The sequence below is a fragment of the Enterobacter sp. PL1 genome (genome assembly GCF_945957325.1).
Taxonomy (GTDB): domain Bacteria; phylum Pseudomonadota; class Gammaproteobacteria; order Enterobacterales; family Enterobacteriaceae; genus Enterobacter; species Enterobacter roggenkampii.
In genome coordinates this window covers 323,678-348,615 of the sequence record NZ_CAMFKT010000002.1, presented here as the reverse complement: position 1 = coordinate 348,615, position 24,938 = coordinate 323,678, and the positions used below count along the sequence as shown (strand labels likewise).

16 protein-coding genes are annotated in these 24,938 nt (G+C 43.2%); 7 read left to right on the top strand and 9 right to left on the bottom strand.

Going from position 1 to position 24,938, the window contains the following annotated elements; genetic code table 11:
- Positions 1–57: 57 nt before the first annotated feature.
- From N6P30_RS03385 to N6P30_RS03370, 4 genes are all read left to right on the top strand, one after another.
- The gene (locus tag N6P30_RS03385) at positions 58–444 is read left to right on the top strand and encodes a hypothetical protein (RefSeq protein ID WP_001062149.1); all 387 of its coding nucleotides are present in this window, start codon (positions 58–60) and stop codon (positions 442–444) included.
- A gap of 95 nt (positions 445–539) precedes the next feature.
- The gene (locus N6P30_RS03380) at positions 540–968 is read left to right on the top strand and encodes a hypothetical protein (RefSeq protein ID WP_001549555.1); all 429 of its coding nucleotides are present in this window, start codon (positions 540–542) and stop codon (positions 966–968) included.
- Between the two features lie 90 nt (positions 969–1,058).
- Entirely contained in the window at positions 1,059–1,760 is a 702-nt protein-coding gene (locus N6P30_RS03375) for an ankyrin repeat domain-containing protein (protein ID WP_001549554.1), read from the top strand.
- A 74-nt stretch (positions 1,761–1,834) separates the two neighbouring features.
- Complete coding sequence (locus N6P30_RS03370; RefSeq protein WP_001549553.1) at positions 1,835–2,065, top strand: hypothetical protein; 231 nt, start codon at positions 1,835–1,837, stop codon at positions 2,063–2,065.
- Positions 2,066–2,119: 54 nt separating this feature from the next.
- Here N6P30_RS03370 and N6P30_RS03365 read toward each other — a convergent pair whose 3' ends face one another.
- The 8 genes from N6P30_RS03365 to N6P30_RS03330 form a co-directional block, all read right to left on the bottom strand.
- Positions 2,120–2,437 (bottom strand): hypothetical protein, encoded by a 318-nt coding sequence (locus N6P30_RS03365; protein WP_001549552.1) that lies wholly within the window; start codon positions 2,435–2,437, stop codon positions 2,120–2,122.
- A 19-nt stretch (positions 2,438–2,456) separates the two neighbouring features.
- Positions 2,457–2,843, bottom strand: coding sequence for a hypothetical protein (locus N6P30_RS03360; protein ID WP_001549551.1), 387 nt, complete (start codon positions 2,841–2,843; stop codon positions 2,457–2,459).
- 530 nt (positions 2,844–3,373) lie between these two features.
- Positions 3,374–4,543, bottom strand: a complete 1,170-nt coding sequence (locus N6P30_RS03355; protein ID WP_058845403.1) for a relaxase/mobilization nuclease domain-containing protein — start codon at positions 4,541–4,543, stop codon at positions 3,374–3,376.
- Positions 4,512–4,949, bottom strand: a complete 438-nt coding sequence (locus N6P30_RS03350) for a hypothetical protein (RefSeq protein ID WP_049012890.1) — start codon at positions 4,947–4,949, stop codon at positions 4,512–4,514. The genes N6P30_RS03355 and N6P30_RS03350 overlap by 32 nt, the downstream gene beginning before the upstream one ends.
- Positions 4,950–5,133: 184 nt before the next feature.
- Positions 5,134–5,838: an ankyrin repeat domain-containing protein gene (locus N6P30_RS03345; RefSeq protein ID WP_049001628.1), complete on the bottom strand. Its 705-nt coding sequence runs from the start codon at positions 5,836–5,838 to the stop codon at positions 5,134–5,136.
- A gap of 71 nt (positions 5,839–5,909) precedes the next feature.
- Positions 5,910–6,509, bottom strand: coding sequence for a hypothetical protein (locus N6P30_RS03340; protein ID WP_049001625.1), 600 nt, complete (start codon positions 6,507–6,509; stop codon positions 5,910–5,912).
- Positions 6,510–6,656: 147 nt separating this feature from the next.
- Positions 6,657–8,993, bottom strand: a complete 2,337-nt coding sequence (locus N6P30_RS03335; RefSeq protein WP_139153509.1) for a DEAD/DEAH box helicase family protein — start codon at positions 8,991–8,993, stop codon at positions 6,657–6,659.
- Between the two features lie 5 nt (positions 8,994–8,998).
- Complete coding sequence (locus N6P30_RS03330) at positions 8,999–10,948, bottom strand: site-specific DNA-methyltransferase (RefSeq protein ID WP_044068041.1); 1,950 nt, start codon at positions 10,946–10,948, stop codon at positions 8,999–9,001.
- Between the two features lie 812 nt (positions 10,949–11,760).
- Here N6P30_RS03330 and hsdR point away from each other — a divergent pair.
- The 3 genes from hsdR to N6P30_RS03315 all read left to right on the top strand — a co-directional run bounded on the left by hsdR (position 11,761) and on the right by N6P30_RS03315 (position 18,546).
- Positions 11,761–15,273 (top strand): type I restriction-modification system endonuclease, encoded by a 3,513-nt coding sequence (gene hsdR / locus N6P30_RS03325; protein ID WP_023293396.1) that lies wholly within the window; start codon positions 11,761–11,763, stop codon positions 15,271–15,273.
- Positions 15,274–15,430: 157 nt separating this feature from the next.
- Positions 15,431–17,020, top strand: coding sequence for a type I restriction-modification system methyltransferase (hsdM, locus tag N6P30_RS03320; RefSeq protein ID WP_023293395.1), 1,590 nt, complete (start codon positions 15,431–15,433; stop codon positions 17,018–17,020).
- On the top strand, positions 17,017–18,546 hold the full coding sequence (locus N6P30_RS03315; protein WP_023293394.1) for a restriction endonuclease subunit S: 1,530 nt from the start codon (positions 17,017–17,019) through the stop codon (positions 18,544–18,546). The genes hsdM and N6P30_RS03315 overlap by 4 nt, the downstream gene beginning before the upstream one ends.
- A gap of 71 nt (positions 18,547–18,617) precedes the next feature.
- Here N6P30_RS03315 and N6P30_RS03310 read toward each other — a convergent pair whose 3' ends face one another.
- The gene (locus tag N6P30_RS03310; RefSeq protein WP_023293393.1) at positions 18,618–24,938 is read right to left on the bottom strand and encodes a DEAD/DEAH box helicase; all 6,321 of its coding nucleotides are present in this window, start codon (positions 24,936–24,938) and stop codon (positions 18,618–18,620) included.

Genomic DNA, 24,938 nt, shown 5'->3' with positions numbered 1-24,938 from the left:
TGAAAAAAATTTGGAAAGAATTAATAAGCTTTTGAATAATTAAAACAGGAGATACTTATGGCAAAACATTTGAACAGGAGTGAAATAAAAGCAATTAAACACATTATACTGACTTGGGACGGTAAAATCACATGGAGTGATTTATGTGAATCAGTGTATAAGAATCTAAACAGAACTATCACAAGGCAATCTTTAAGTGCTCATGATGAAGTTGTTGAAGCATATAGAATAAAGAAAAGTTTGTCCAATTTGAAAAAATCTGGTCTAAAGAAACCAGCTAACTTAACTATTGCGGCACAACAAATAATAAACCTTAAAGCCGAAAACGAAATGTTGAAAAAACAGAACAATAGATACAAAGAGCAATTTAGCTATTGGCAGTATAATGCTTACAGACATGGTCTCACTATGGAACAATTGAATAGACCATTTAATAAAAAATAATAGTTGATAGGTTACACCTATTGACAAGTTAAATAAATGAGATAAATATAAACATATGGTCAGGAAGACTATTTCATTATGCAAGGATGCATTTTATGGACAAAAACATCATCAATCTAGAGTTTACTCTAGAAGAGCAACTTATCATTATTGTCGATAAGTATATCTCAAAAAGATACCAGCCAGGCGATAAAAGTTTCTCATACCAGCTATACCTGCTTTTTGTTGGCTATCATTTAAAGTATTTCTACCCAAGACAGCTATACATTCGCTCTAATCGTAACATAGACAACATTATGACGATGTTCAGTTCTGTATACAAATGCCTTACAAGTACTTTGTTGCAGCGATTGAACAATAAGGAGGCTGTTATCAGAGAGCTAAACTCTCTCGTGAACTATATTGACAACAATCAAGAAAAAGCAGAAGAAATCTATACAATTTTTAAAGCTCAGTATGAAATGAGAGTTATAGAGAAAGAAATTACTCACGAAGTTGTAAAAGTTAGAAATTTGCGGCTTTAATTATTATAAATATAAATCTGTAATTTATTTGAATATTATCTTTTTTCGCGCTAAATAAAAGAAAACGATAATATTTTTGCAGGATTAATTATGATAAGAACAGAATGGTTAGAGTTAGAGCCAGAGGTTTTACCACTTTCTACACATAGGGGGATGCTTGACCAGACTCTTTTATTTGAAGCTACAAGCGTTGATGAAGTGAACTGGTTGATTAAAAATGGTGTTGATATCAACCACCGAAATTTCGTTGGTAAAACCGCACTGTGGAAATCGGGTTATTATGATTATGAAATTGAAATAATAGATCGATTGTTTGAAGCAGGTATTAATCCAGATCTTTTAAATTTTGAAGGTGAGCATGTTTTATCGGGAATGGGTTATTTTGGACATCCTGAAATATTTATGAAGCACAGGGGCAAAATAAAGTCTACTGACATTCATATCAGGGATATACATTTATCCCACATTGATAAAATGAAACGAGGTATTGAAATACTTCTGGGAAATGGCTTTCAGGTGCATTATCCCCGCTATATGAATATTGAGGACATTACTCTCTGGGATGAAGAGCAGGCATGGTATCGAACAGAGCAAGAGAATATTAACATGAAAATATACTATATGAAAAAACGAAATGATTACATCAAATTTTTAGAGTATCTGGACAAACAAAAAAGAGCTATAAGATTAGTTAGTGTCAGAGCGAATAGCAAGGACATTACTCTCTTTGATATTAAGGAAATGATTGAAAGACTTCGATTAATGAAACCAGAATTGTATATTGTTAAGTAATCTAATTTTTGTTTGATTTTCCCAACGGATAGCATCATACTTATAGCTCATTTGGTTTATAAGAGAACAACCTCATGGCTTATGGAAAAAATCCCTTCTCAAAATCACCACTCCCAACAGGTGATTTTAAAACCTCTCAAAAAAGACTTACCGCAGAGATAAAAGAAGTCGAAGGTAAAAAAGTCATTTTTATCTACTATGAAGGGACTAATGATGTTTATGATGGTCCAGAAGCGACTCAATACACTACACTTGAAGATGCACAAGGTTTCTGTAACAATTATAATAAACAGCTAAATATTTAATGAATATTCAAATAAAAGCCCCTACTATTAGGGGCTTTAAAGCAATATGGCTTTCTATTGTTGTATTTCTTTCCAGATACCATCAGCTTTCACAAGCTTAACAGGCTTTGTCTGTTTCATATTGCTAATCGAGGCATCGACAATGCAGTTATAAACATTGTTTGCTTCTTCTGTGCAACTTACTTTCTTCACATAATCGATTCTTAAAAGATCTTTTTCGGGAATACTTGAGTTCAGAGCTTTCATACTTGCATTTGACCTGTCTACAACACTTTTAAAAACATTAAATATATCTTTTTCAGAAGGTTCTGAATTACAGGCTGTTAATAGAAAAGTAGAAAGGATAACTGCGAGAATTGAGTATGTTTTCATTTTCTTGTCCAGGAAACGATTAATTAAGAATGCCAGATTTTGTATTGTTATTATCAGTAGAGAATGTCCATTTGCTTACGGTTTCTCCATTGAAGTCGATTTCGAGAGTTTTAGACTGAGTCTGGGAACCGCCAGTTAGCAAACCAACAACAGGGATAAAAGTCGAGGCATTGAACTGATTGTTATACATGAAATATCTCCATTGCTCGTTGCCATCGTCAAGAGTCGTTCTGGTATCAGGCTCACCAAGTTGAGCAACTAGCTCTGCCTTAGTTGTTTTGTTTTTAATTATTTTTGATTGTAGACTCTGTGCCGTTTCATTTTTGATTTTTTGGTTGCCGGATGTAGAACAGCCAGAAATTGAAAATATTGCAATAAAAAATGATGTAACAATAAATTTATTCATTTTATCTTCCTTATTATATTTGGACAGGGTTAGCTTTTATGTGTGAAAACGGCTCTGTGTGCAAATTTCTTACGTAAAAAAAATCTTAAAGAAATTGCTGACGCAAAATAGATAACGACAGTTAATATAAAATTTTGACTGATAGCGAATATAAGAAAAGCAATCGCTAACAGCACAATTCCTATTAGTAAAGCTAACCAGGCTGAAACGGCTCCATATCTAATAGTTGAATGACAGCCAGTGCAGACACGGACACCAAACGGACTCTCCTGAAAGCAGAACGGGCACTTAATTGTTTCGTTTTTCATAGCAACCCCAGGGTGGAAGATTTACTGCTGTTTGTAGGGATTCTCGATGACCGACTCGCTTTAGTAAAATTGCTTGTACCGATCGATGATTGTTACTTGATAGTTATTGTCTATCATAGCTAGATTATCGATCTGTAATAACGATCAATATTTTCTTGACTAAACACAAATTTATTACTAAGCAATTGAGTTAGGTTACGAAAGGTGTTTACAACTAGCTGTCTATAAACGAATTTTTCTTGTAGGTTTCAGATGATGTGTTGAATAGACTTCTGAGAAGTTTGTAGGAACCTTGTGGAGGATGCTCTTTCCATATTTTCTGAGAAGCTCTATGAGCCGTTGTAAAAAGGGAATCCAGCCGGTGAGCCTGAGATGCTTTTGCTGTTTGGCTGCATTCTTTTGAAGGATCTTTTCTACGATTTCGTTCCGTTTGTCTTCTCTGAGCCGTAGTTCCAGTTCTGCAATTTTTTTACCGATACTTTCCTTTCTCTCAGCGGTTTTCAAAACTATTGCAGGAGCAGGAGCAGGAGCAGGAGCAGGAGCAGGAGCAGGAGCAGGAGCAGGAGCAGGGATAGCCTTCTTGGTCGCTCGTATAGCTTCTAAGTGGTCAGGATTGTAGTTAAGTTGCTTTTGAAGATTAGCCCAAGAGTAACCCTTACCTAACTGCGAAGCCTTGAAAGCTATATCGCGGTAAGAGAATGAGAACCCGTTCATTTTCCCGGTTGAAGCGACATTCGCCGTCCAGCCGACTTCTGCTTCTTCCAGTCGTTTTGTGAAAGTTAGAAGGTCCGGCTTATCAGATAAACTTTTATCAAGTATCTGCTGGAGAGCTTCCTTAGGGGAGGGAACACCAGTCCGGGCCGATAGCATTTGTTCGTTGCGAGAGATTCTTTTTCGCTTCGGTTGCTTTGGTGCAATCGCAGGAGCAGTCTTGGTAACTGTCAGGTTATGATCGATTTCAATTTCACTGATAATCCGGGTGCTGATGAGGTTTTCATTCCTACCTAAGTAAAGCTTCCCATCGGCCATGTCGATTCTGCTGGCGATAATGTGTATGTGCTGACCGTCGTCGTCATGTAAGACATAGCAACGGAGATGGGTATCACTGAACCCCATTCGTTCCATATAGTCATCTGCGATACTCGACCACTGTTCATTCGTTAGTGATTCACCGTTGGGTAAGCGAAGCGAGTTGTGCCAAACCGGTTTCTGAACATCTGGCCGAAGCTGTTTTGTGCCATTGAATTCGGAAATCAGTTCAAGAGCAAAGCCACTTAACATGTTCCCGCCAATAACGATTGGATCACTTTTATGATGTGAACCTGGCTTCAATGCATATTGGACCACACCAGCAAAGTTCTTACCCCTGCGAATTTTTCGCATACCCTTCATTCGGGAGGCTCCATATACTGTCACTTAAAAGATTCGTGCGAAGCTCTTCCAGTTGTCGCTTCACAGCGAAAAGCTCTGTATGAGTAAGGTGACTATCTTTACTCTTACCATCTATGTGGGCCGCAATGCGATTTAGTTTTTGTGATATTTCAGTTAAAGCTTTCCAGGCTTTGGTATTAATCGCTGGTATAGCCGGAGGTAACCTTTGAAGGGAAGCCATTCGAAGCCACTCTCCCTTTTTATAAGAGCCTCGCTTAATATTCAGGAGTTGCAGTTCTTCAACATTCAAACGGACACTGACACAATAGCTTCTTACTGATTCTGAAGGTAATTTACTTTTATCAAAACTACCACGGCGGGAAATTTTGGATAGATCTATATCATCTGTATAATTTATCTTATGCATATAAACTCCATTTTATATGATATTAATTGGTAAGCATAATCCATATGCTTTATATATCACTTATATAATGAATGAGTTTTTTGTCAATCTATAGGCTTGATTGTTTTGATTTTCTTTTATTGTCTGACTGAAAGGAAGCAAGAAAAGCAAGAGCTTTATAGAACGGTGCAACCGCTTCTATAAATTAGCTCTTGCTTATCTTCTTCTCTAATTGATGAAGTGTGTATAAATTACATATTTTATTTTCATCAGAGTAGAATGTAAACTTTGTATCTGGGGATGCTTCTATTTCTTTCAGTAAGCCAAGAGTTTTTTGAAATGGTACTGGATTTGAAAGAGGATCAAAATTGATATGAACTTTCTTGGAAAGAAAAAATTTGATTTCTTTTTCATTAAGTAGTTTTAAGCAATTATGCGTGTTGGTGAACACTTGGAAAATTTCTATATTTGTTTTTTCAGTAGATTTTAGCTGTGATGAAAATACATCTGGTATCGTATGAAACAACTCATGAGATAAAAAACAATGATTTTTGATATCAGTTAAATTTTTATTTATATCTAACTTCAACATCAACTCAACATTTTCAGGCTCATTAACATAAAACAATAGGTTCTTCCCCTCGTTATCCACATGATTAATATTAGCCCCAAAAAGTATAAGTAATCTGAATTGAATTTTATCCTTACAATAAAAAATAGGGGTTTTACCAAAGTTATCAGTGCTATTTATATTGAATCCGTTTTTTGTTAATGATTCTAAGTCACTCATATTCCATGTGTAATCTTTAAATATAAGATTTTGTCCTTTTTCATTTTTATTACTTGGGTTGCTATATTGTCTAATCAACTCTGAGAAAACGGATTGTATTGAATCGTAATGTGCGGCCACTATTGAAATCTCCTTTTTTATAAATTAATAAAACAAAAAAAGGAGAAGTCAATAGTAATTATAAATAAAAATTATGAACTTAGTTTTGATGGTTTTATCAATTTGATTGATTCATCATCTACTTCATTTTCTTGAATTAGAAATGGGAAATAATTAGCAAGTTCCTTTTCTTCAAATTTATCAGAAAGAGCATTTTTCAAAGTTTCAACAGTACTACCTTTAGCATATTTCCTTTCAATCAATGTAGAAAGAAATTGCTTGTGCAATATCTTGATATCTTCATTATCGAATATAACTGTAAAATTTTTATTTAGTAAAGTAGGCATAGTAGAGAATAATTTATATTTTTCAGTAAATAGAAATTCTTTTTCCTTATTTTCTTCTATGTAAAGCAGAGATGTGGTTATTTCCTCAATACATACTAATTCGTCAAGTTCTTTATTATTTTGCTTTTTAATTTCATCTGAAACTTGTACTATTTGTTGTTCAAGCTTAAAGTGTGAACTGTCTTCATAAATTTCTTCTAGATACCTTAAATAGATATTTATCAAACCATATGCTAAATCGATGTTATTGAAATATCCAAGGCAAGTATTAAATGAATCGAAAACAAAATAATGGTTACGATTTTTTTCATCGGTTTTTTCAAAAATATTGAATGTATATTCCATCTTTTTCCTCAGCATAATTATTAAAAAATATGATAAAGCTATGTGTTCATAATTTTAAATACACGGCATAACAGAAATTTATACTTTTGAAAAAAAAAGTGTTAGATGAATTGCCTAAACTTGTCATCTAACACAATTTTAATTTCACTATAAAACAAGCAAATCTTTAACTAGTTCTTTTGACGTCGGGTATGATTTAGCTCTGATAGATGAGTTCTTTTTATAAATTAAAGTACAACCATTTTTACTCTGAAGTTGGGGCCGATTATTGATACCAAGCATATATTCGCCTTCTAATACAAATCCAACCTTCAATCTCAATCTTTTATCATTGATATCTGATACAGCCATAAGCTTTAGAAAAATCGCATCATTAATTAAATGTGAACCTTTTGGATCTAAAGCCCATACTTGGTTTTTACCCCATAATAAAAAATCAGGAAAGAAATTAGAAGTCCCTTGACCAATTTCAGGAATAGGAATGTTATAACCTGTTTTTGATGGGTTTCTGCACCAATCAACTCCTAATGAATCAATAGATTCTGCAATTTCTAACTCAAATTTATTCAGGCCATTATATTCTGAATGCAAGGCATTTTTAAAGGAGTTAACTTTGTATCTGTTTCTTTTATTTAAGTCTTCATATTGATAGTCTGGTGAAACTAAATTAAATGATTTTACCGCATATATGTCATCGTATTCATATTCGAGATGAAACTCATTATTAAGCAGACGAATAATATTTGATAAATTATTGTTGATTTGCAACATTGCATCTGAGCCAAATTGCATTCGCTGTTTCATCTTAGGATCATTTTTTACAAAAGGAGTAAAACATGTCCCTGATTTTCGGGCTATACGGTTATCATAAGTTCCTAATCGTGAGACTAAATATTCCCACACAGAAATATCAGCATTGTCATCCTTTGTTTCTTCTTTATTAAGATCCAAATCTTCACAACTGTTAGCTAAATCTAAAACTCTTGTATGCATTTTTCCTTTTGAACGAAGGCTCTCATCAGAAAAAAGAGGCACATTTGAAAGTAGTATTTGGTCTAGTATTTCAAGGTCTTCACCGAAAGTTTCTGCGACTTTAGAAACAAACACTTCCTTTTTAACAGGCACTTCTCTCGACGTTTGTGGTCTCGGACTATTACTTTCTATTGAGACTATTTCATAGCCTGAATCACTTAGGTCATTTTGTGTAGTTTTAACAAGTTCTGAAAAATCTTTATCAGGAACATTAAAATAAAAGTATGCTGAATTTAAGTCTCCATCATCAAAAGGAGTAGCATTAGGTTGTCTCAAAAAACGACCAATTTTTTGTGAGATATCAGTAGTAGATTTACCTAACCCATCAAGGTAAGCTACATACGCCCATGGTTCATCCCAACCTTCTCTTAATGATAAGTTCCAGATGATATGTGAATAACCTTCATCATGTAAATCTTCAGGGCTTTTCTTAGCTTTATGAGTATCGACTAATAAGTTCCACGGTGCATTAGGATTAACATTGGCTAAATTGGAATTTACATTTGCTAAATGAACTGCAATTCTTTTTGGATCAACTTTTAACTGAGTGACCAATGATTCCCAAACTTCTAAGCCTGCTAATGTTGAATTTACAATGCAACAAATTACAGGCCAAGTATTAAAGCTACTCATTTTAGTGCTAAGTTCTTGCCATTTAGTATTAGCTTCGGTTAATGCATCTAATCGAGAAGTGTTACAATCGACTAGATAAAGACGGGTCTTTAATAGCCCTTCTTTTACAACTAATGGTGTCGAAACTACTACTGTTTGAGTTTTTAAAGATAAAGATTTTTCATCCACATTGTTTCCAGGCAAAAGATCAATGAGATCGCCTGACATTTCGGAGGAAGATGCTAAAATAAATGCACGAGGATTGAGTTCTTTCAATCTTGAGAACTGAGCTTTTGTACCACCATGAGCCTCATCGTAGACTACATAAAGTTGGCGGTTTCTACCTTCTGGTCCCTTTCCTGAAAGAACATCCCAATGACTAATGCCATCTCTGTCTTTATGAACATTCAAAGCATCTCCATCTCTATTAAATAAAGCAACAGTAGCAAGGATAATTGTTAAGCCTTTTTTGGCACGACAAATATCGATCCAATCAGTTTCCGTAATCTCATTTAAATTCAGGATATTTACATCGTCAGGAAGTAAATTGGAGTATTTTCCTCCGACACTAAGATTATTTTTTGTTTGTGAGATGACTGCTCCTCTGTTTGTTGTCCAAAGGATAATACCATCACCGATTTTGTTACATGCGAGTGAAAGTATTGGCGTTTTACCACTCCCCGTAATAGCTTTTAGCCTGCAAAGGAAGGGAAGCGACATACCGGTTTCGGGATCAAACCTCCTTTTGTAAGGAGGGTTAGGGTAAGTTGCAATCATCTCAGCAATTTCACTTGCTGCTTTAATTTGAAATGGTTTGAGTGTGTCTATTGTTAGTTTCAAAATGATTACTCTTCTTCCAGTAAATTTAATCTCGCCAGAATTGAATCAGGAATCTGCTGGAAGCGGTAAAGCTGATCATTCAACGGAGATACATTGGCTACAGCATAAATATAAACAGGTCTGTTCACATTCGCTTTCTTAGCCTCATCCATAATTACTGAACGGATTTCTCTTGTTAAGGGCTGATGTCCATTGGCTTTGCCTGCTTCCCACACCAACGCAATTCCAAAGCCAAGTTTTGTCTTTCCAATTAGATATTTATAGCCATCCATGCGACAATCTAAACGGTTAGAATCATCTTCAACAACCTGTAAAATAATATCAGCCAAATTTTCTCTATTAGATTCCATGATGACTGTTTTGCTGACAGTCTTTTTAGCTTCATAGAAATTGAATCCTTCATTGATTTTTGGATGCTGGGATTTGTCAGCCCAATTACCGGAAAGGACTCTTCTAATTCGTTCAGCCGTTATATTATTCACATAGTGATCGCGGTTGATTTTTTTATTAGAAGGATCACCATTTTCTACTAAAATAAATTTTCTCTGGCCATTATCCTCAGAGTTCATAGTCAAAACAGCATGACCAGTAGTTCCACTTCCAGCATAAGGATCGAAAATAATTGCATTGGGATCTCTCCAAGTAACAAGGTTGAAGAGTTCTGCCAACATTTCATGATCTTTGGGATTATCGAATGAGTTTTTTCCAAGAATATTTGTTACGGTTTCTACCGCTCTTTGACCCATTCTTCTAATCACCGAAGTTGCGACTTCTGATTCCATTTCATGTAAATAGGTTTTCATTCTCGGAATACCATTATGATCGCTTTTGAAAGCAATCTTATCGGCATCAATTAAAGCTTGCATTACCTCAGGATTAGCAATCCTCCAGCCAGATGCTGGGACTTTACATGGTTTATGTGTAATTGGGTGTAATACATCATATCTAGGACCACCACCGCCTGGCCAGTTTAGATTACCGTCGTCATTATAGACGCCATTTTTGTCTACTTTCCGATAACGAATTTTCTTTGCAGGATGGTCTTCTGGCAGATTTTTGAAAAAATCATTCATATATTTTTGGATTTTAGGAATATCATCCAAAAATATTTTTTTAGCATCAGAGTATGCTGTTAGTATATCTTCTGCACCTTCTTTAGGCTTTCTCCATTTACCTTTGTATCTCTCCCATTTCTTATTCTTAGCAAGTTCTTTCATTTTTGAATCGAGAGCAGATTTGTCACGGGCCCAAACTAATAGATACTCATGACCTTCAGAAATATAATTTGCGTCATTTTTCCTCGATCTTTCCCAAATAAGTGTGGCAATACGGTTTTTTTCACCATACATTTCTTCTAGAAGCATCCACAGTCTTGGTAATTCATGTTCATCGATAGAAATTATTAACACACCAGTATGCTTTAGTAATTTTCTTGCTGCCCAAAGACGAGGAGCAATATGATTTATCCACTTAGTATGTCGGGATGGGTCATCAAGTGAAACACCCTTTTCAACTCTTCCAATAGCATCTTTTAATTTATCTACTTCTGCCTTTGAAAACCTATAATTATCATTATAAATAAATGCATCACTTCCTGTGTTATATGGTGGGTCCATGTATACCACATCGAATCCAGTGTTCGGACCGCCACGGAATTCATTAATTAATGAGCGCATCACAGCTAAATTATCACCATCAATGATGCGATGATTTCCCCCGACCTTTTCAGGGAAACTCTTTTTCGCATCGCTTTTTATCGTGACTGGTGTTACTGTTTCAGCCAAGAATCTGTTCCGACCCTGCCACATTAGAGTTGCATCATTAGCATACAAATCTGCGTCCGTAGAGAAAATAGCGTGCATTTTTTTATCTTCATGCATCTCTTTAACTAGCTTAAGAAGTTCTTCTTTTGTTAGTTTCTCAAGTAGTGATTCTTCTGGAAGATTCTTTTGCATTTTAGTTCCAAATGTATATATTTCCTAATTCTATTATATCATAAATCTTATAGGTTTGGAATTATCTTCTCAATATCGAGGAATGTTATTGGTTAATAGTTAACAAATATTTTATGTGGCGTTTTTTGTGGCTATTTTTAATAAAACTATTATGTTGGCCGAAACAATTATTCATCATCTTTTTTTTTTCAAGGTAATTGGTCGTCAATTAATTATTGTACTTTTTTAATTGTAGTTTATAATTTCTCATTAGATGTAAACCTAATAATGCTGGTCTAATGTTTCTACATAGATTGTTCGATTATCACCAATCGGGACTGATGGTATGAATGATGGTATCATGTCTAATGTGGTAAATTTTAATCTTTTAAGATCAATAGGATAGTTGCGATGTTCGAGTCCGGCCTTCGGCACCATAAGATGTGAATTAAAGTCGCTTAAGGGCGGCTTTTTTTGTGTCTGAAATACACGTAAAGTTTTCCTTTCAACGGAAGACAATCTGATTCAGCCAATATCAAATTTCTTATAAGTATAGAACAGAATATATTCTCATTCGATAATTGTCATATTTGTGTATAAGCTTTCCGGTGATTTTGAAAGGTTATTTGTCTTAGCCTGACGCTTTCCGCTTTATCCTGGAAAAGGAATGTATGCTGTCCCGCATGGTTTAAACATCTCACATCTGCTGTAACGAACCTCAAACTTTCTCCATCATTGATTAACTTGCTGTGATTTTGGTCATTGCTCGGGAAGCTTCAGAAAGTTAAAGTAAAAATTATGTTCCTAAAATGTATGCGCAGGCCTGCATAACAATGATGAATAAATCCAATTTTGAGTTCCTGAAGGGCGTGAACGATTTCACCTATGCCATTGCATGTGCGGCGGAAAATAACTACCCGGATGATCCCAATACTGCGCTGGTAAAAATGCGTATGTTTGGCGAAGCGACGGCAAAACATCTTGGTCTGCTGCTGGATATTCCTCCCTGTGAAAATCAGCACGAACTCCTGCGTGAGCTTGGAAAAATTGCCTTCGTTGACGACAGCATTCTTTCCGTGTTCCATAAATTACGTCGTATTGGTAACCAGGCTGTCCACGAATACCATAACGATCTTGATGATGCTCAGATGTGCTTACGGCTAGGTTTTCGGCTGGGCGTCTGGTACTACCGTTTGGTTACGAAAGATTATGACTTCCCTGTGCCTGTTTTTGTTTTACCGGAGCGCGGAGAAAATCTTTACCGTCAGGAAGTATTGACGTTAAAACAAAAGCTAGAAGAGCAATCACGTGAGAAAGTACTCAGTCAGGCTGAACTCGAAGCACAGCAGCAGAAACTGATTGCTCTGAACGGCTATATTGCCATTCTTGAAGGTAAGCAGCAGGAAACTGAAGCACAGACATTGGCTCGTTTCTCAGCACTGGAAGCGCAGTTAGCTGAGAAAAATGCGAAGCTGGCTAAGCTCACAGAACAGGAAAGAAAAGCCTACCATAAAGAAATTACCGACCAGGCCGTCAAGCGTACACTGAATCTCAGTGAAGAGGAGAGTCGCTTCCTGATTGACGCTCAGTTACGTAAAGCGGGTTGGCAGGCGGATAGTAAAATGCTGCGCTTTGCCAAAGGTGCTCGCCCGGAACCGGGTATTAATAAAGCGATTGCCGAATGGCCTACGGGCGTAGATGAAACGGGTAAGCAAGGATTTGCGGATTATGTTCTGTTCGTTGGCCTCAAGCCCATCGCCGTTGTCGAAGCAAAACGTAAAAATATTGATGTTCCCGGCAAGCTGAATGAGGCTTATCGATACAGTAAATATTTCGATAATGCGTTTTTGCGCGATACGCTTCTGGAGCAATTTACCCCCGACGATATACACGAAGCCCTACCGGTTTACGAAATCAGCTGGCAAGATACCAGCGGCACACAGCGTTTTAAAATCCCCTTTTGCTACTCCACCAACGGGCGTGAATACCGCGCGGCAATGAAGACCAAAAGCGGTATCTGGTATCGCGACGTCCGCCACACCACCAATATGTCGAAAGCGCTGCCGGAATGGCATCGCCCGGAAGAGCTGCTGGATATGCTGGGCAGCGACCCGCAAAAACAGAATCAGTGGTTTGCCGATAACCCCGGAATGAGCGAACTGGGTCTGCGTTATTACCAGGAGGATGCCGTTCGCGCGGTAGAGAAGGCCATTGTTAACGGCCAACAAGAGATCCTGCTGGCAATGGCGACCGGTACCGGTAAAACCCGTACCGCCATCGCCCTGATGTTCCGCCTGATCCAGTCGCAGCGTTTCAAACGCGTCTTGTTCTTGGTTGATCGTCGCTCGCTCGGCGAGCAGGCGCTGGGATCGTTTGAAGATACACGGATTAACGGCGACACTTTTAACAGCATTTTCGATATCAAAGGATTGACTGATAAATTCCCGGAAGACAGCACCAAAATTCACGTCGCCACGGTTCAGTCGCTGGTTAAACGCACGTTGCAATCAGATGAACCGATGCCGGTCGGCCGTTACGACTGTATTGTCGTCGATGAAGCACACCGCGGTTACATTCTCGATAAAGAGCAGACCGAAGGCGAGCTGCAGTTTCGCAGCCAGCTGGATTACGTTTCCGCCTACCGTCGCATTCTCGATCACTTCGATGCGGTAAAAATTGCCCTGACCGCCACGCCAGCGCTGCACACGGTCGATATTTTCGGCGAGCCGGTTTACCGCTACACCTACCGTACGGCGGTGATCGACGGCTACCTGATCGATCAGGATCCGCCTATTCAGATCGTTACCCGCAATGCGCAGGATGGGGTCTATCTTTCCGAGGGTGAACAGGTGGAACGCCTGAACCCACAGGGCGAGCTGATCAACGACACGCTGGCTGACGATCAGGATTTTGAGGTTGCCGATTTTAACCGCGGCCTGGTGATCCCGGCGTTTAACCGTGCGGTATGCGGTGAGCTCACCAAATACCTGGATCCCACCGGGCAACAAAAAACGCTGGTGTTCTGCGTCACCAACGCCCATGCCGACATGGTGGTTGACGAGCTGCGCACCGCGTTTAAGAAAAAGTATCCGCAGCTGGAGCACGACGCGATTATCAAGATCACCGGTGATGCCGATAAAGACGCGAAGAAAGTGCAAAGCATGATCGTCCGCTTCAACAAAGAGCGGCTACCTAATATTGTGGTTACCGTCGATCTGTTGACCACCGGCGTGGATATCCCGTCAATCTGTAATATTGTGTTCCTGCGCAAAGTCAAAAGCCGCATTCTCTACGAGCAGATGAAGGGCCGTGCCACGCGTCTGTGCCCGTCGGTGGGGAAAACCAGCTTTAAGATTTTCGACTGTGTTGATATCTACAGCTCGCTGGAAAGCGTCGATACCATGCGCCCGGTGGTTGTGCGTCCACAGGTGGAACTGCAAACGCTGGTCAATGAAATTACCGACTCAGAAACCTACAAAACCATTGAAGCGGATGGCCGCAGTTTTGCCGAGCACAGCCATGAACAGTTGGTCGCTAAGCTGCAGAGAATCATCGGCCTCGCCATTTATAACCGCGATCGCAGCGAAGCGGTGGATAAGCAGGTTCGCCGTCTGGACGAGCTGTGCCTGGATGCCGCGGGCGCCAACTTTGGCGGTCTGGCCTCACGCCTGCGGGAAAAAGGACCGCACTGGAGCGCCGAGATTTTCAATAAGCTTCCCAGTTTTATCGCGCGCCTCGAAAGGCTGAAAACCGATATCAACGCACTGCGCGAGGCCCCCATTTTCCTCGATATTGACGATGAGGTGGTGAGCGTCAAATCGCTGTATGGCGATTACGACACGCCGCAGGATTTCCTCGAAGCGTTTGATGAGCTGGTGCAACGCTCCCCGAACACCCAGCCCGCGCTGCAGGCGGTGATTAATCGCCCGCGCGACCTCACCCGTAAAGGGCTGGTGGAATTGCAGGAGTGGTTTGACCGCCAGCATTTTGAAGAGTCATCCCTGCGCAGCGCGTGGAAAGCGACGCGCAATCAGGATATCGCCGCCCGGCTGATCGGCCACATCCGCCGTGCGGCGGTGGGCGATGCGCTCAAACCGTTCGACGAGCGTGTCGATCACGCGCTGACGCGTATCAAGGCCGAGAACGACTGGAGCGATGAACAGCTAAGCTGGCTCGACCGTTTAGCGCAGGCGCTAAAAGAGAAGGTGGTGCTCGACGACGATGTTTTCAAAACCGGCAATTTCCACCGCCGCGGCGGTAAGCCAATGTTACAACGCACCTTTGACGACAACCTGGACAGCGTGTTGGATAAGTTCAGCGATTACATCTGGGACGAACTGGCTTAAAAGGGTATCATCCCCGTTTTCGCCGGATGGCGGCGATGCCTTATCGGGCCTACAGGGTTACGTGTAGGCCCGATAAGCGAAGCGCCATCAGGCATCCGAAACGCTCAATCACTTTTGCGACCCACAATGGTGGTCGCCATGTCAAATGGGATCTTCAATGAACAATAACGATCTGGTCGCCAAACTGTGGAAACTGTGCGACAACCTGCGCGACGGCGGCGTCTCCTATCAAAACTACGTGAATGAACTTGCCTCGCTGCTGTTTTTGAAAATGTGTAAAGAGACCGGCCAAGAAGCGGACTACCTGCCGGAAGGCTACCGCTGGGATGATCTGAAGTCGCGCATTGGCCAGGATCAGATGCAGTTCTACCGTAACCTGCTGGTCCAGTTAGGCGCTGATGAGAAAAAGCTGGTGCAGGCGGTGTTCCATAATGTCAGTACCACCATTGAGCAACCCAAACAGCTGACTGAGCTGGTCAGCTATATGGACGCGCTGGACTGGTACAACGGCAACCACGGGAAGTCCCGCGATGACTTCGGCGATATGTATGAAGGGCTGCTGCAGAAGAACGCTAACGAAACCAAATCCGGCGCAGGCCAGTATTTTACTCCGCGTCCGCTGATCAAAACCATTATCCATCTGCTGAAGCCGCAGCCGCGTGAAGTGGTGCAGGATCCGGCCGCCGGGACCGCAGGCTTCCTGATTGAAGCCGACCGCTACGTGAAGTCACAGACCCACGATCTGGATGATCTTGATGGCGACACCCAGGATTTCCAGATCCACCGCGCGTTTATCGGCCTCGAACTGGTGCCCGGCACCCGTCGTCTGGCGCTGATGAACTGTCTGCTGCACGATATTGAAGGTAACCTCGACCACGGCGGCGCCATCCGTCTGGGCAACACGCTGGGCAGCGACGGCGAGAATTTACCGCAGGCCGATATCGTCGCCACCAACCCGCCGTTTGGCAGCGCCGCGGGCACCAACATCACTCGTACCTTCGTGCACCCGACCAGCAACAAACAGCTGTGTTTTATGCAGCATATTATCGAAACCCTGCGCCCCGGCGGCCGCGCGGCGGTGGTGGTGCCGGATAACGTGCTGTTTGAAGGCGGTAAGGGTACGGATATTCGTCGCGATCTGATGGATAAATGTCATCTGCACACCATCCTGCGTCTGCCGACCGGCATCTTTTACGCCCAGGGCGTCAAAACCAACGTGCTGTTCTTTACCAAAGGCACGGTGGCCAATCCGAATCAGGATAAAAACTGCACCGACGACGTGTGGGTGTATGATCTGCGTACCAATATGCCGAGCTTTGGCAAGCGCACGCCGTTTACCGAACAGCATCTGCTGCCGTTTGAAAATGTCTACGGCGAAGATCCGCACGGCTTAAGCCCGCGTACCGAAGGCGAGTGGAGCTTTAACGCCGAAGAGACGGAACTTGCCGACAGCGAAGAGAACAAGAACACCGACCAGCACCTTGCCACCAGCCGCTGGCGCAAGTTCAGCCGCGAGTGGATCCGCAGCGCGAAATCCGATTCGCTGGATATCTCCTGGCTGAAGGATAAGGACAGCATTGACGCCGACAGCCTGCCGGAACCGGACGTGTTAGCCGCAGAAGCGATGGGTGAGCTGGTGCAGGCGCTGGGCGAGCTGGATGCGCTGATGCGCGAGCTGGGTGCGGGCGATGAAGCGGATGTGCAGCGCCAGTTGCTGGAAGAAGCGTTTGGTGAGGTGAAGGCATGAGTGGGGGGAAATTGCCGGAGGGGTGGGCTACCGCTCCAGTATCGACAGTCACAACCCTAATCCGAGGGGTCACATATAAAAAAGAGCAGGCACTCAATTATCTACAAGATGATTATTTGCCTCTTATACGTGCAAACAATATTCAAAATGGCAAGTTTGATACTACAGACTTAGTTTTTGTGCCTAAAAATCTTGTTAAAGAAAGTCAAAAAATATCTCCTGAAGATATTGTAATTGCGATGTCTTCAGGGAGTAAATCTGTAGTCGGTAAATCCGCACATCAGCGCCTGCCATTTGAATGTAGTTTCGGCGCATTTTGCGGGGCATTGCGTCCTGAGAAACACATATCCCCGAGTTTTATTGCTCATTTCACAAAATCTTCCTTTTATCGGAACAAAATTTCATCACTTTCTGCTGGCGCAAATATTAATAATATTAAACCAGCAAGCTTTGATTTAATAAATATACCAATCCCGTCATTTACTGAACAAAAAATCATCGCCGAAAAACTCGATACGCTACTGGCGCAGGTAGACAGCACCAAAGCACGTCTTGAGCAAATCCCACAAATCCTGAAACGTTTTCGTCAGGCGGTGCTTGAAGAAGCTGTCAGTGGTAGATTAACGGAAAACTGGAGAGATGCGAGCATTAGTGAAAAATCAGCGGAAGAACTTCTCGTTACCATAAGTAAAACAAGAAAAAAAAATCTTACCAGTGGCGCAGACTCTCTAGCTACAGAGTCTAAGCGATATCTTGCAAAGATTGACGCCCATCATTTTAATATTCCTGATGTTATTCTTCCAGTTGGATGGAAATGGACTACTTTCTTACAATCGATGGAAAAAGTGGTTGACTGTCATAACAAAACAGCACCATATACAGAGAAAGGTATTTATCTTATCAGGACACCTGATATTCGTAACGGTATTATTTCATTAAAAAATACTAAATATGTCAATGAAGACACCTATAATTTTTGGTCAAAACGATGCCCCCCAAGAAGTGGTGATATAATTTTCACACGAGAAGCTCCTATGGGAGAGGCTGGAATTGTACCTGAGAATACACGTCTCTGCATGGGACAAAGAATGATGCTACTTCGCCCCATGCAGAGCTATCTCAGCAATAAATATGTTTTGCTGAATATTCTATCAATTAGTTTTCAGGCGAGAATGTTGTCTCAGGCAATAGGTACTGGAGTTAAGCACCTTCGGGTAGCTGATGTCGAATCATTAATGTATCCTTTACCACCACTCCCAGAACAACACGAAATCGTCCGCCGCGTCGAGCAACTCTTCGCCTACGCCGACACCATTGAAAAACAGGTCAACAGCGCCCTGACCCGCGTCAACAATCTCACCCAGTCTATCCTGGCAAAAGCCTTCCGCGGCGAGCTGACCGCCCAGTGGCGTGCTGAAAACCCTGATCTCATCAGCGGTGAAAACAGCGCCGCCGCCCTGCTGGAAAAAATCAAGGCCGAACGCGCCGCCAGCGGCGGTAAAAAAACCTCGCGTAAAAAAGCGTAATGATGGTCATCGGCCATCGCTGACTCGAGTCGTTTTAGCGCTCCCAACTCTTTATTGGGAGCGCTAATGCATTAAGACGGCATCACCTCTACCAGCACATCCGTTGCCCAGCTTTCCTCGCTATTAAGGACTTTGCCCTCCTGGCAGGCTTGCGCCAGTTTTACTAGCTGATAAGTCACATCATCAGTAAAGTCAAAGTTACGCCATGCATACGGGAAGTCGATACGCCAGTATCCCATTCCCTGGTCGAAGCGAATCTTCAACATCTGACTATCTTCAAAGGTCACCGTCAGCTTACGATGATGTGGAATATCACGTGGCGAATCGAACACCGTCAGTTCTACCGCTCTGCCCATTGCCGCAGTAAACCACTGGTCGGCGAAATCCTGAAAATCCGCTTCGCTCATCCAGTCATGGAATGGCCGGTTACCGGGACGATCTTTGGGCTTAAACAGCGTATCAAGCCCCAACTCTGCGTTATCGGTCAGCTTTGTTTTTAGCGGTTTCAGTATCGCTCCCAGCAGCGCCAGCGCAACCGGGTTTTGAAGATAGCGATCGGTATAGTGAACGCTGGTGATCCGTTGGTTTTTCATCAGCGAGTGTGCTTCTTCATGATTGTTAAACAGCGCGTCCCAGAAGCGTTGTCCGAACTGCGAAAGTGGACCATTTAACTGTTTATGAATCTCTATGTCTTTGACACGCTCAACCGCGTTCGCTGCTTTCCCCGGCAGAACAAACTCGTTCAGTTTTACCGTTTTATAGCCGAGACTGCGAACGACCAGTTCGTCATTCAGGTGCCAGCCTGGCCCTGGGATAGTTGCCTGCTGGCTGCGTGAAGCCAGCGTCATTACGCAATCGGCAAAGGCGATTTGCGCCACAATCGGCAATTCCAGAGCCTGTTCGCTATGACACAAACGCACGCCCAAAGCAGTAAACTGCGAAAGCTCGTGCAACAGCTCCGGATCATCGACGCCAGCAGGAATGATAAGGTCGACAGCAACATTGTCTTTAACACGGTAGTTCTGAATAGCTGCCCGGAATTGACGAGCATAAAGATCCCACTCATTGAGTGGCCCATTCATCCACAGTGTGAGTTTTTCAGCTCCCTCGTTAATCGCCCGACGAAGGGTATCGCTAATCGCTCCCGGGCAATATCGGGCATCTGGTAGCGAGAATGTCTCTTCATCTGGCAAACCAATGTAGAAACTGAAGTCATCCCCAAGCCAGGTCAGCGCCGCTTTACGATCCAGCAGGTCATGATCGTGGCGGGTTTGGGAATCGAGCAAACATTCACTGCATGCGGTATCACAATGGTTGCAGCCCAGCTGTTTAACCATCCCCAGCAGAATGGTCTCAATGTGTAATGGAGCACTGGACGCAAAACCTGCGCCACCGCTAATCACATCGTAGAGTTGAACGGCTAACACCGATTGTCCATCTTCCAGTCTGACCGGACGCACAGCGTAGCCCAGTTCTGCAGCAGAAATACCCAATACACCCGCTAGCGCCTGACGCAGGGCAACCGCCAGAGTCATGGCGACAAGCCGACCTTCTTCTGTATTATCCGGCAGGTATTCACCGTTTTGAGGCTTTCGCAAAACCATTTCAAATACATCTGTTCGTGCTAATGCCCCCAGCGTGACGTTTTTCATCAGTGCCGTCGAACCGGGGCAAATCAGCCGCTGATTTTGGCTATCGCGGTCCGCTTTTCCTGGACGAGGTGGGTAGTGAGCTTCCATACTTCTCGGTGCATCATTCTCATTCAGCATCGACTCTGCACGCCCACAGTTCAGGCATAACGCGTAACCATGCCCACCTTCTCCGAGACTTTGTTGGAAAACATGACCATCAGCACCAGACGTCATATACCCCATTGTCGGGTTAGGCAGCGGTACGGGTTCAGCTTTAACAAATACCCAGGCAGGGACAACCGGAATAAATTTCATGGTTTCAATGTTGTTTGTCACAGGTGCATGCGCATCGGTCACAAACCCGGCAGGCTGCAGCACCTGGCGGCGATTATCCATGATGATTTTTTCACCACAGGTGCTGTTGGAACAGCATAATACCCCGGAACTGCTCATTCCCTCTTCATAGCCGATGGTCCCGCATTTGTGGCAGCGCCAGGCGCAATCCAGACGCTGCGCTTCATTCGTATCGGCATTAATATTGTGCCAGTGCAGGGAGACGCCGGCAGAACGGAAGACCCTACCATCAAGAATAATTTCTGCACCTGGTGCATATTCACGGATAGCAACTCCAAGGTTGCGGGAGGGGAGCCCTTTATAACGCGACACGTTATCTTCGCGATCTTTTTTATCCCGGCTTTTCTGCGATTTTTCGCGAATATAGTCTTCCATTGTGAAGTTATCAAACGTCACCACATCCGTTGGGAAGCCGTATCCGGGAAGGAAGGTTCTGGCCGCCAGATCGCGCAGTAGATATTCGCCGCAATGTCGTTTTTTTTCCAGTTCTATGCGCTTGCGATAAGGCGTTTGCGGCTGCGATTCGCGTTCCTGTGCTACAAGATCGCGATAGACGGAAAGCCATCTCTGTTGCAGAAGAGTAATCGCATCAACTGTTTTCTCTCGCAATTTGTGGGAGCTGGCGCCATGCAGCGCCGTGCCTTTTACCAGCCTTTCCAGCGCCGCGTCAATATCAAGCTCGGGGCGTTCAAGCCAGACTTTAAAGCGTTCACATTTTGATTGATCTTCGTCATCACCGAAAAACCAGAGGCTGTCGAGGCTGGTTTTTTCTTTGTCCGTTTCGCCAATAACGTGACATAAAAAGTCAGAGAGCAATAACGCATTGACGTGGCGTTGCACCAGCCGGGCTGAGTTCATCGCCACCATCGGTGCAGGGATCATCGTTTCAAACGGCCAGAGCGGGTTGGCAAATACCTGTTGATCGTGCGGGTTACCTTTACACAATGTGTAAGATATCGCGCGCGATTCCTTGCTACGTCCGGCTCGCCCGGCTCGCTGTAAATAATTTGCCGGATGCGGCGGTACGTTGTTCATCACCACGGCGGTAATGCCACCGATATCAACCCCCATTTCCATGGTGGTGGAACAGTTGAGAACATTAAGCTGCCCGTTCTTGAACATCTTTTCGTAGCTTTGCAGGCGTTCTGAAGACTGCTGGGCAGAGTGCTCGGCAGTGCGGTAGTAGAAGCCACCTTCAACGACACGATCGTTGATATCCGTCCAGACATTTTCCGAACGCAATTGTGCGATCAGCGGCTCGTTGCTGACCCAGTCACGTACTTTAGCCAGACCCGGAGCGTAGTCTTCTTGTGAGCGATCCACCTTCCAGATCTCTGGCATGGTGACCTTCTGCGCGACAAATGCGTCATATTGCGTCTGGGTGAGTTGTTCAAAGGAAATGTGAGTGGGTAGATATGGGGTTAACCCTTTAAAAGCAGTGTCCAGAATTTTATTGGTGACCGGACAAATCCAGGCATCCGTGATTAAAGAGAAGGTCAAATGCTCTTTCGGCAAATAGAAACGGTTACCATCAGGCTTCAGTACGGCAAGTGACCCGGTAAGCTGGTTCCATGCTTCTTTTAACCAAGTATTGATAATATCAATCGTCGCCGTATTTACTTTTTTTAATCCCGCACCCAGCATTAATAACTTCACCAAACGATGGGACAAATTGCCATTACGAATTTGTGGCCAGCGTCTGTTCTGATTATCTTCAGGATCTTTTGTTTCCGGGTTACGGACGAATTTTGACGAAAAACGACTACCAATCCAGTTTTTTAACTCATCGTCCAGTTGTGTGAAGTTGCTTTCACGTACGTACAGATCCAGAGTAACCTTAAGAAAATCTTTCCAGTCATCCAGCGTCAGCCCTTGCTCTTGCCAATGCATCGGCATCTTATGAATCTTCTCTAGCCCCTGATAACCAACCCGCACCAGCCCTTGCGTTTCCAGGCTGTTAGTTCGTTTAGGACGACGCATGAACTCCCGGAAAAGCAACATTTCCGAAAGCTTCAGCGGCCCGCCGTTTTCGTTGAAAATTTCAGGCTTCAGATAGTGATTATATTGCAGAATAGGGCCGCTAATATCGGCTTTCTCTCTAAGCTCATTGACTATTTCTGTCCAGGTTCGGGAAATGAGAATGGTCGCTACGTTACCTCCGGTCGCAGCCTGAAAAGCTTGTTCAAGCTGCTCTGCCTGTACTTCTGCCAGCTTCGCTTGTTCAGGTAATCCCCAGCTTCTAAATTCATCGGCCTGTTGGCGTGCCTGTTTTGCCAATGCTGCTAACTTTTCCAGATCTGTATTGGCATTTGGTGTGGTGGAAGTCTGTGTTCGTTGATGCCAGCCCAATATTTCTACTACGCTGCCACGTAAGCGACTGCGTTCAGCTTCTTGCTGCATGCGTACCGCCATGCGCGCTGTTCCCTGGCGGCTGTCGGTGAAGGTAATGAGACGGCGGCCTCTACCTGGCAGTGAATCAGGCCCCACTCCTTCCTTTCCATCTTCGCTGACAAAGTCCTGACAATACTCCAGAACGGTTGGCACAATATTGGTGACGTAAAACGGTCCACCTAACAATGCGCGGCGGAAAGGTTGTTTTCCACTCGTGCCTCTGTAGCCGCAGCCACTGGCACTACATACCTGTTCAAAATCATTAATAATCAGTTCAATACTTTCATTATTAACTACACCAATACGACGAGTCTTGCGATCGAGTCGCTGTAGGATATAACCTGTTTCGCTGGTCTTTTCTGCTGCAATAACAAGTGGAGGACGGTAACTACTTTCTTTCTCAACTTTTTCTTCAGTAGCGTCGTTTTCAACATTCACCTCATCCTGCAAAGAGAATTCATCGCCACCTTTATTTTCCCATTGGACAAGTTTGCCATTTTTATCCCGGGCCAGAAGATGCGGTTCGTTACATTCATTGCAGAATGCCAGTTCGTAGACCGGGCTCCCGCATTCGCAATTTTGCCGTTGATTCACATACACATAACCAAAGGGCCAGCCCTTTTCCAGCGGAGTGCCATGCTTTTGTCTGCACTCTATATCAACACAAGCCCATACTCCCTGGGTATTGCGCTGGAAAATATGCGCTCTTATCTTCAGGAATGCCGGATCTTTAGGATTAGGTTGTGTACCAGAGCAGATGTCGATCCAGCGAAGTACTTCCTGCTGGCTATAATTCTGCTTGGTCAGCGTATTCAACCGCTGCGTCATCGTATCCAGCTTCATTGGATCCGGCTGAGTAACTAACATCTCACGCAAGTAATGTGCTTCAGGTGAATGCGTAAGAGCTTCAAAGCGCTCAGGGCTTACGCCCTTCATGTCTGTATCAGGGATTTGTTCAATTTCTTCTAAAGGAATATAAACGTGTTTGCACGATGCCAGTTTCGGAATCACTCGGCTTCCGTCCAGTACATCGATGCGCTCCTGCGGTATACCGGATAATTCAGAGAGGAATTTTTTCAGTTGTTTTTCGGCATCGCTTCCGGCAATAGTTGCAGAGGTTGCCACGAAACGCACATCGTCTGGCGTCACGCCAAAGGCCGTCATCACGCGGCGTAACTGCAGAGCTAATTCAGCGGCCTGCGATCCGACATAGGTATGCGCTTCATCCAGTACTATCCAGCGTAATGATTTTTGTGCTTTAGACTGTTGAATAATTGGAGCATCAATCTGGCGGACCATCATATATTCCAGCATCGTGCCGTTTGTTACCAGAATTGGTGCGGGTTCTTCACGCATCTTTTCGCGTGAAAGCACTTCATTTGGCCTTTTTGCCTGCTCGCTTTTTACCGAAGCGTGAAGATTTTCTGTATTGCCATTATAAAGACAGTAACGGATCCCAGTACCAAATCCACGTGTCCACGCATCCAAGCGCTCCCGCTGTGAATTAATTAGGGCATTGAGGGGGTAGAGGAAAAGGGCCCTGACGCCGACAAGTGGGTTGTTGCCATTTTCATGTAATTCTCTGTAGAGGTCTTCCAGCACAGGAACCATAAAACATTCCGTTTTGCCTGACCCCGTACCACTTGTCACCACTACCGAATGTTTATCTTCCAGTAAAGCCTTCCAACTGGCTAGCTGGTGAGTGAAGGGTTTCCAGTCTGCACCAAAACGGTAACGACCGTTGTTATGATCATCTAGTGAATCAACAACAGCTTTACTCAGTAATGCCTTACCTTCGGTCAGGTTGCGCATTGTATAATTTGACTCTTTCCAGCCAAACATTTGCTGGAATACTGGTGAGGCAAGAAATGAGCCTGATTTCCCACAATCGGCACCCATTTGCTCTGCGAGATGCTTGCGTAAGTTCGGGTTTGTGATCCCCATAATACTGAGCGTTGCTTCGGTTGAGCGAGACAACGATTGTTCAATAAGCGACGAAAAAAAGCGTGTAGTCAT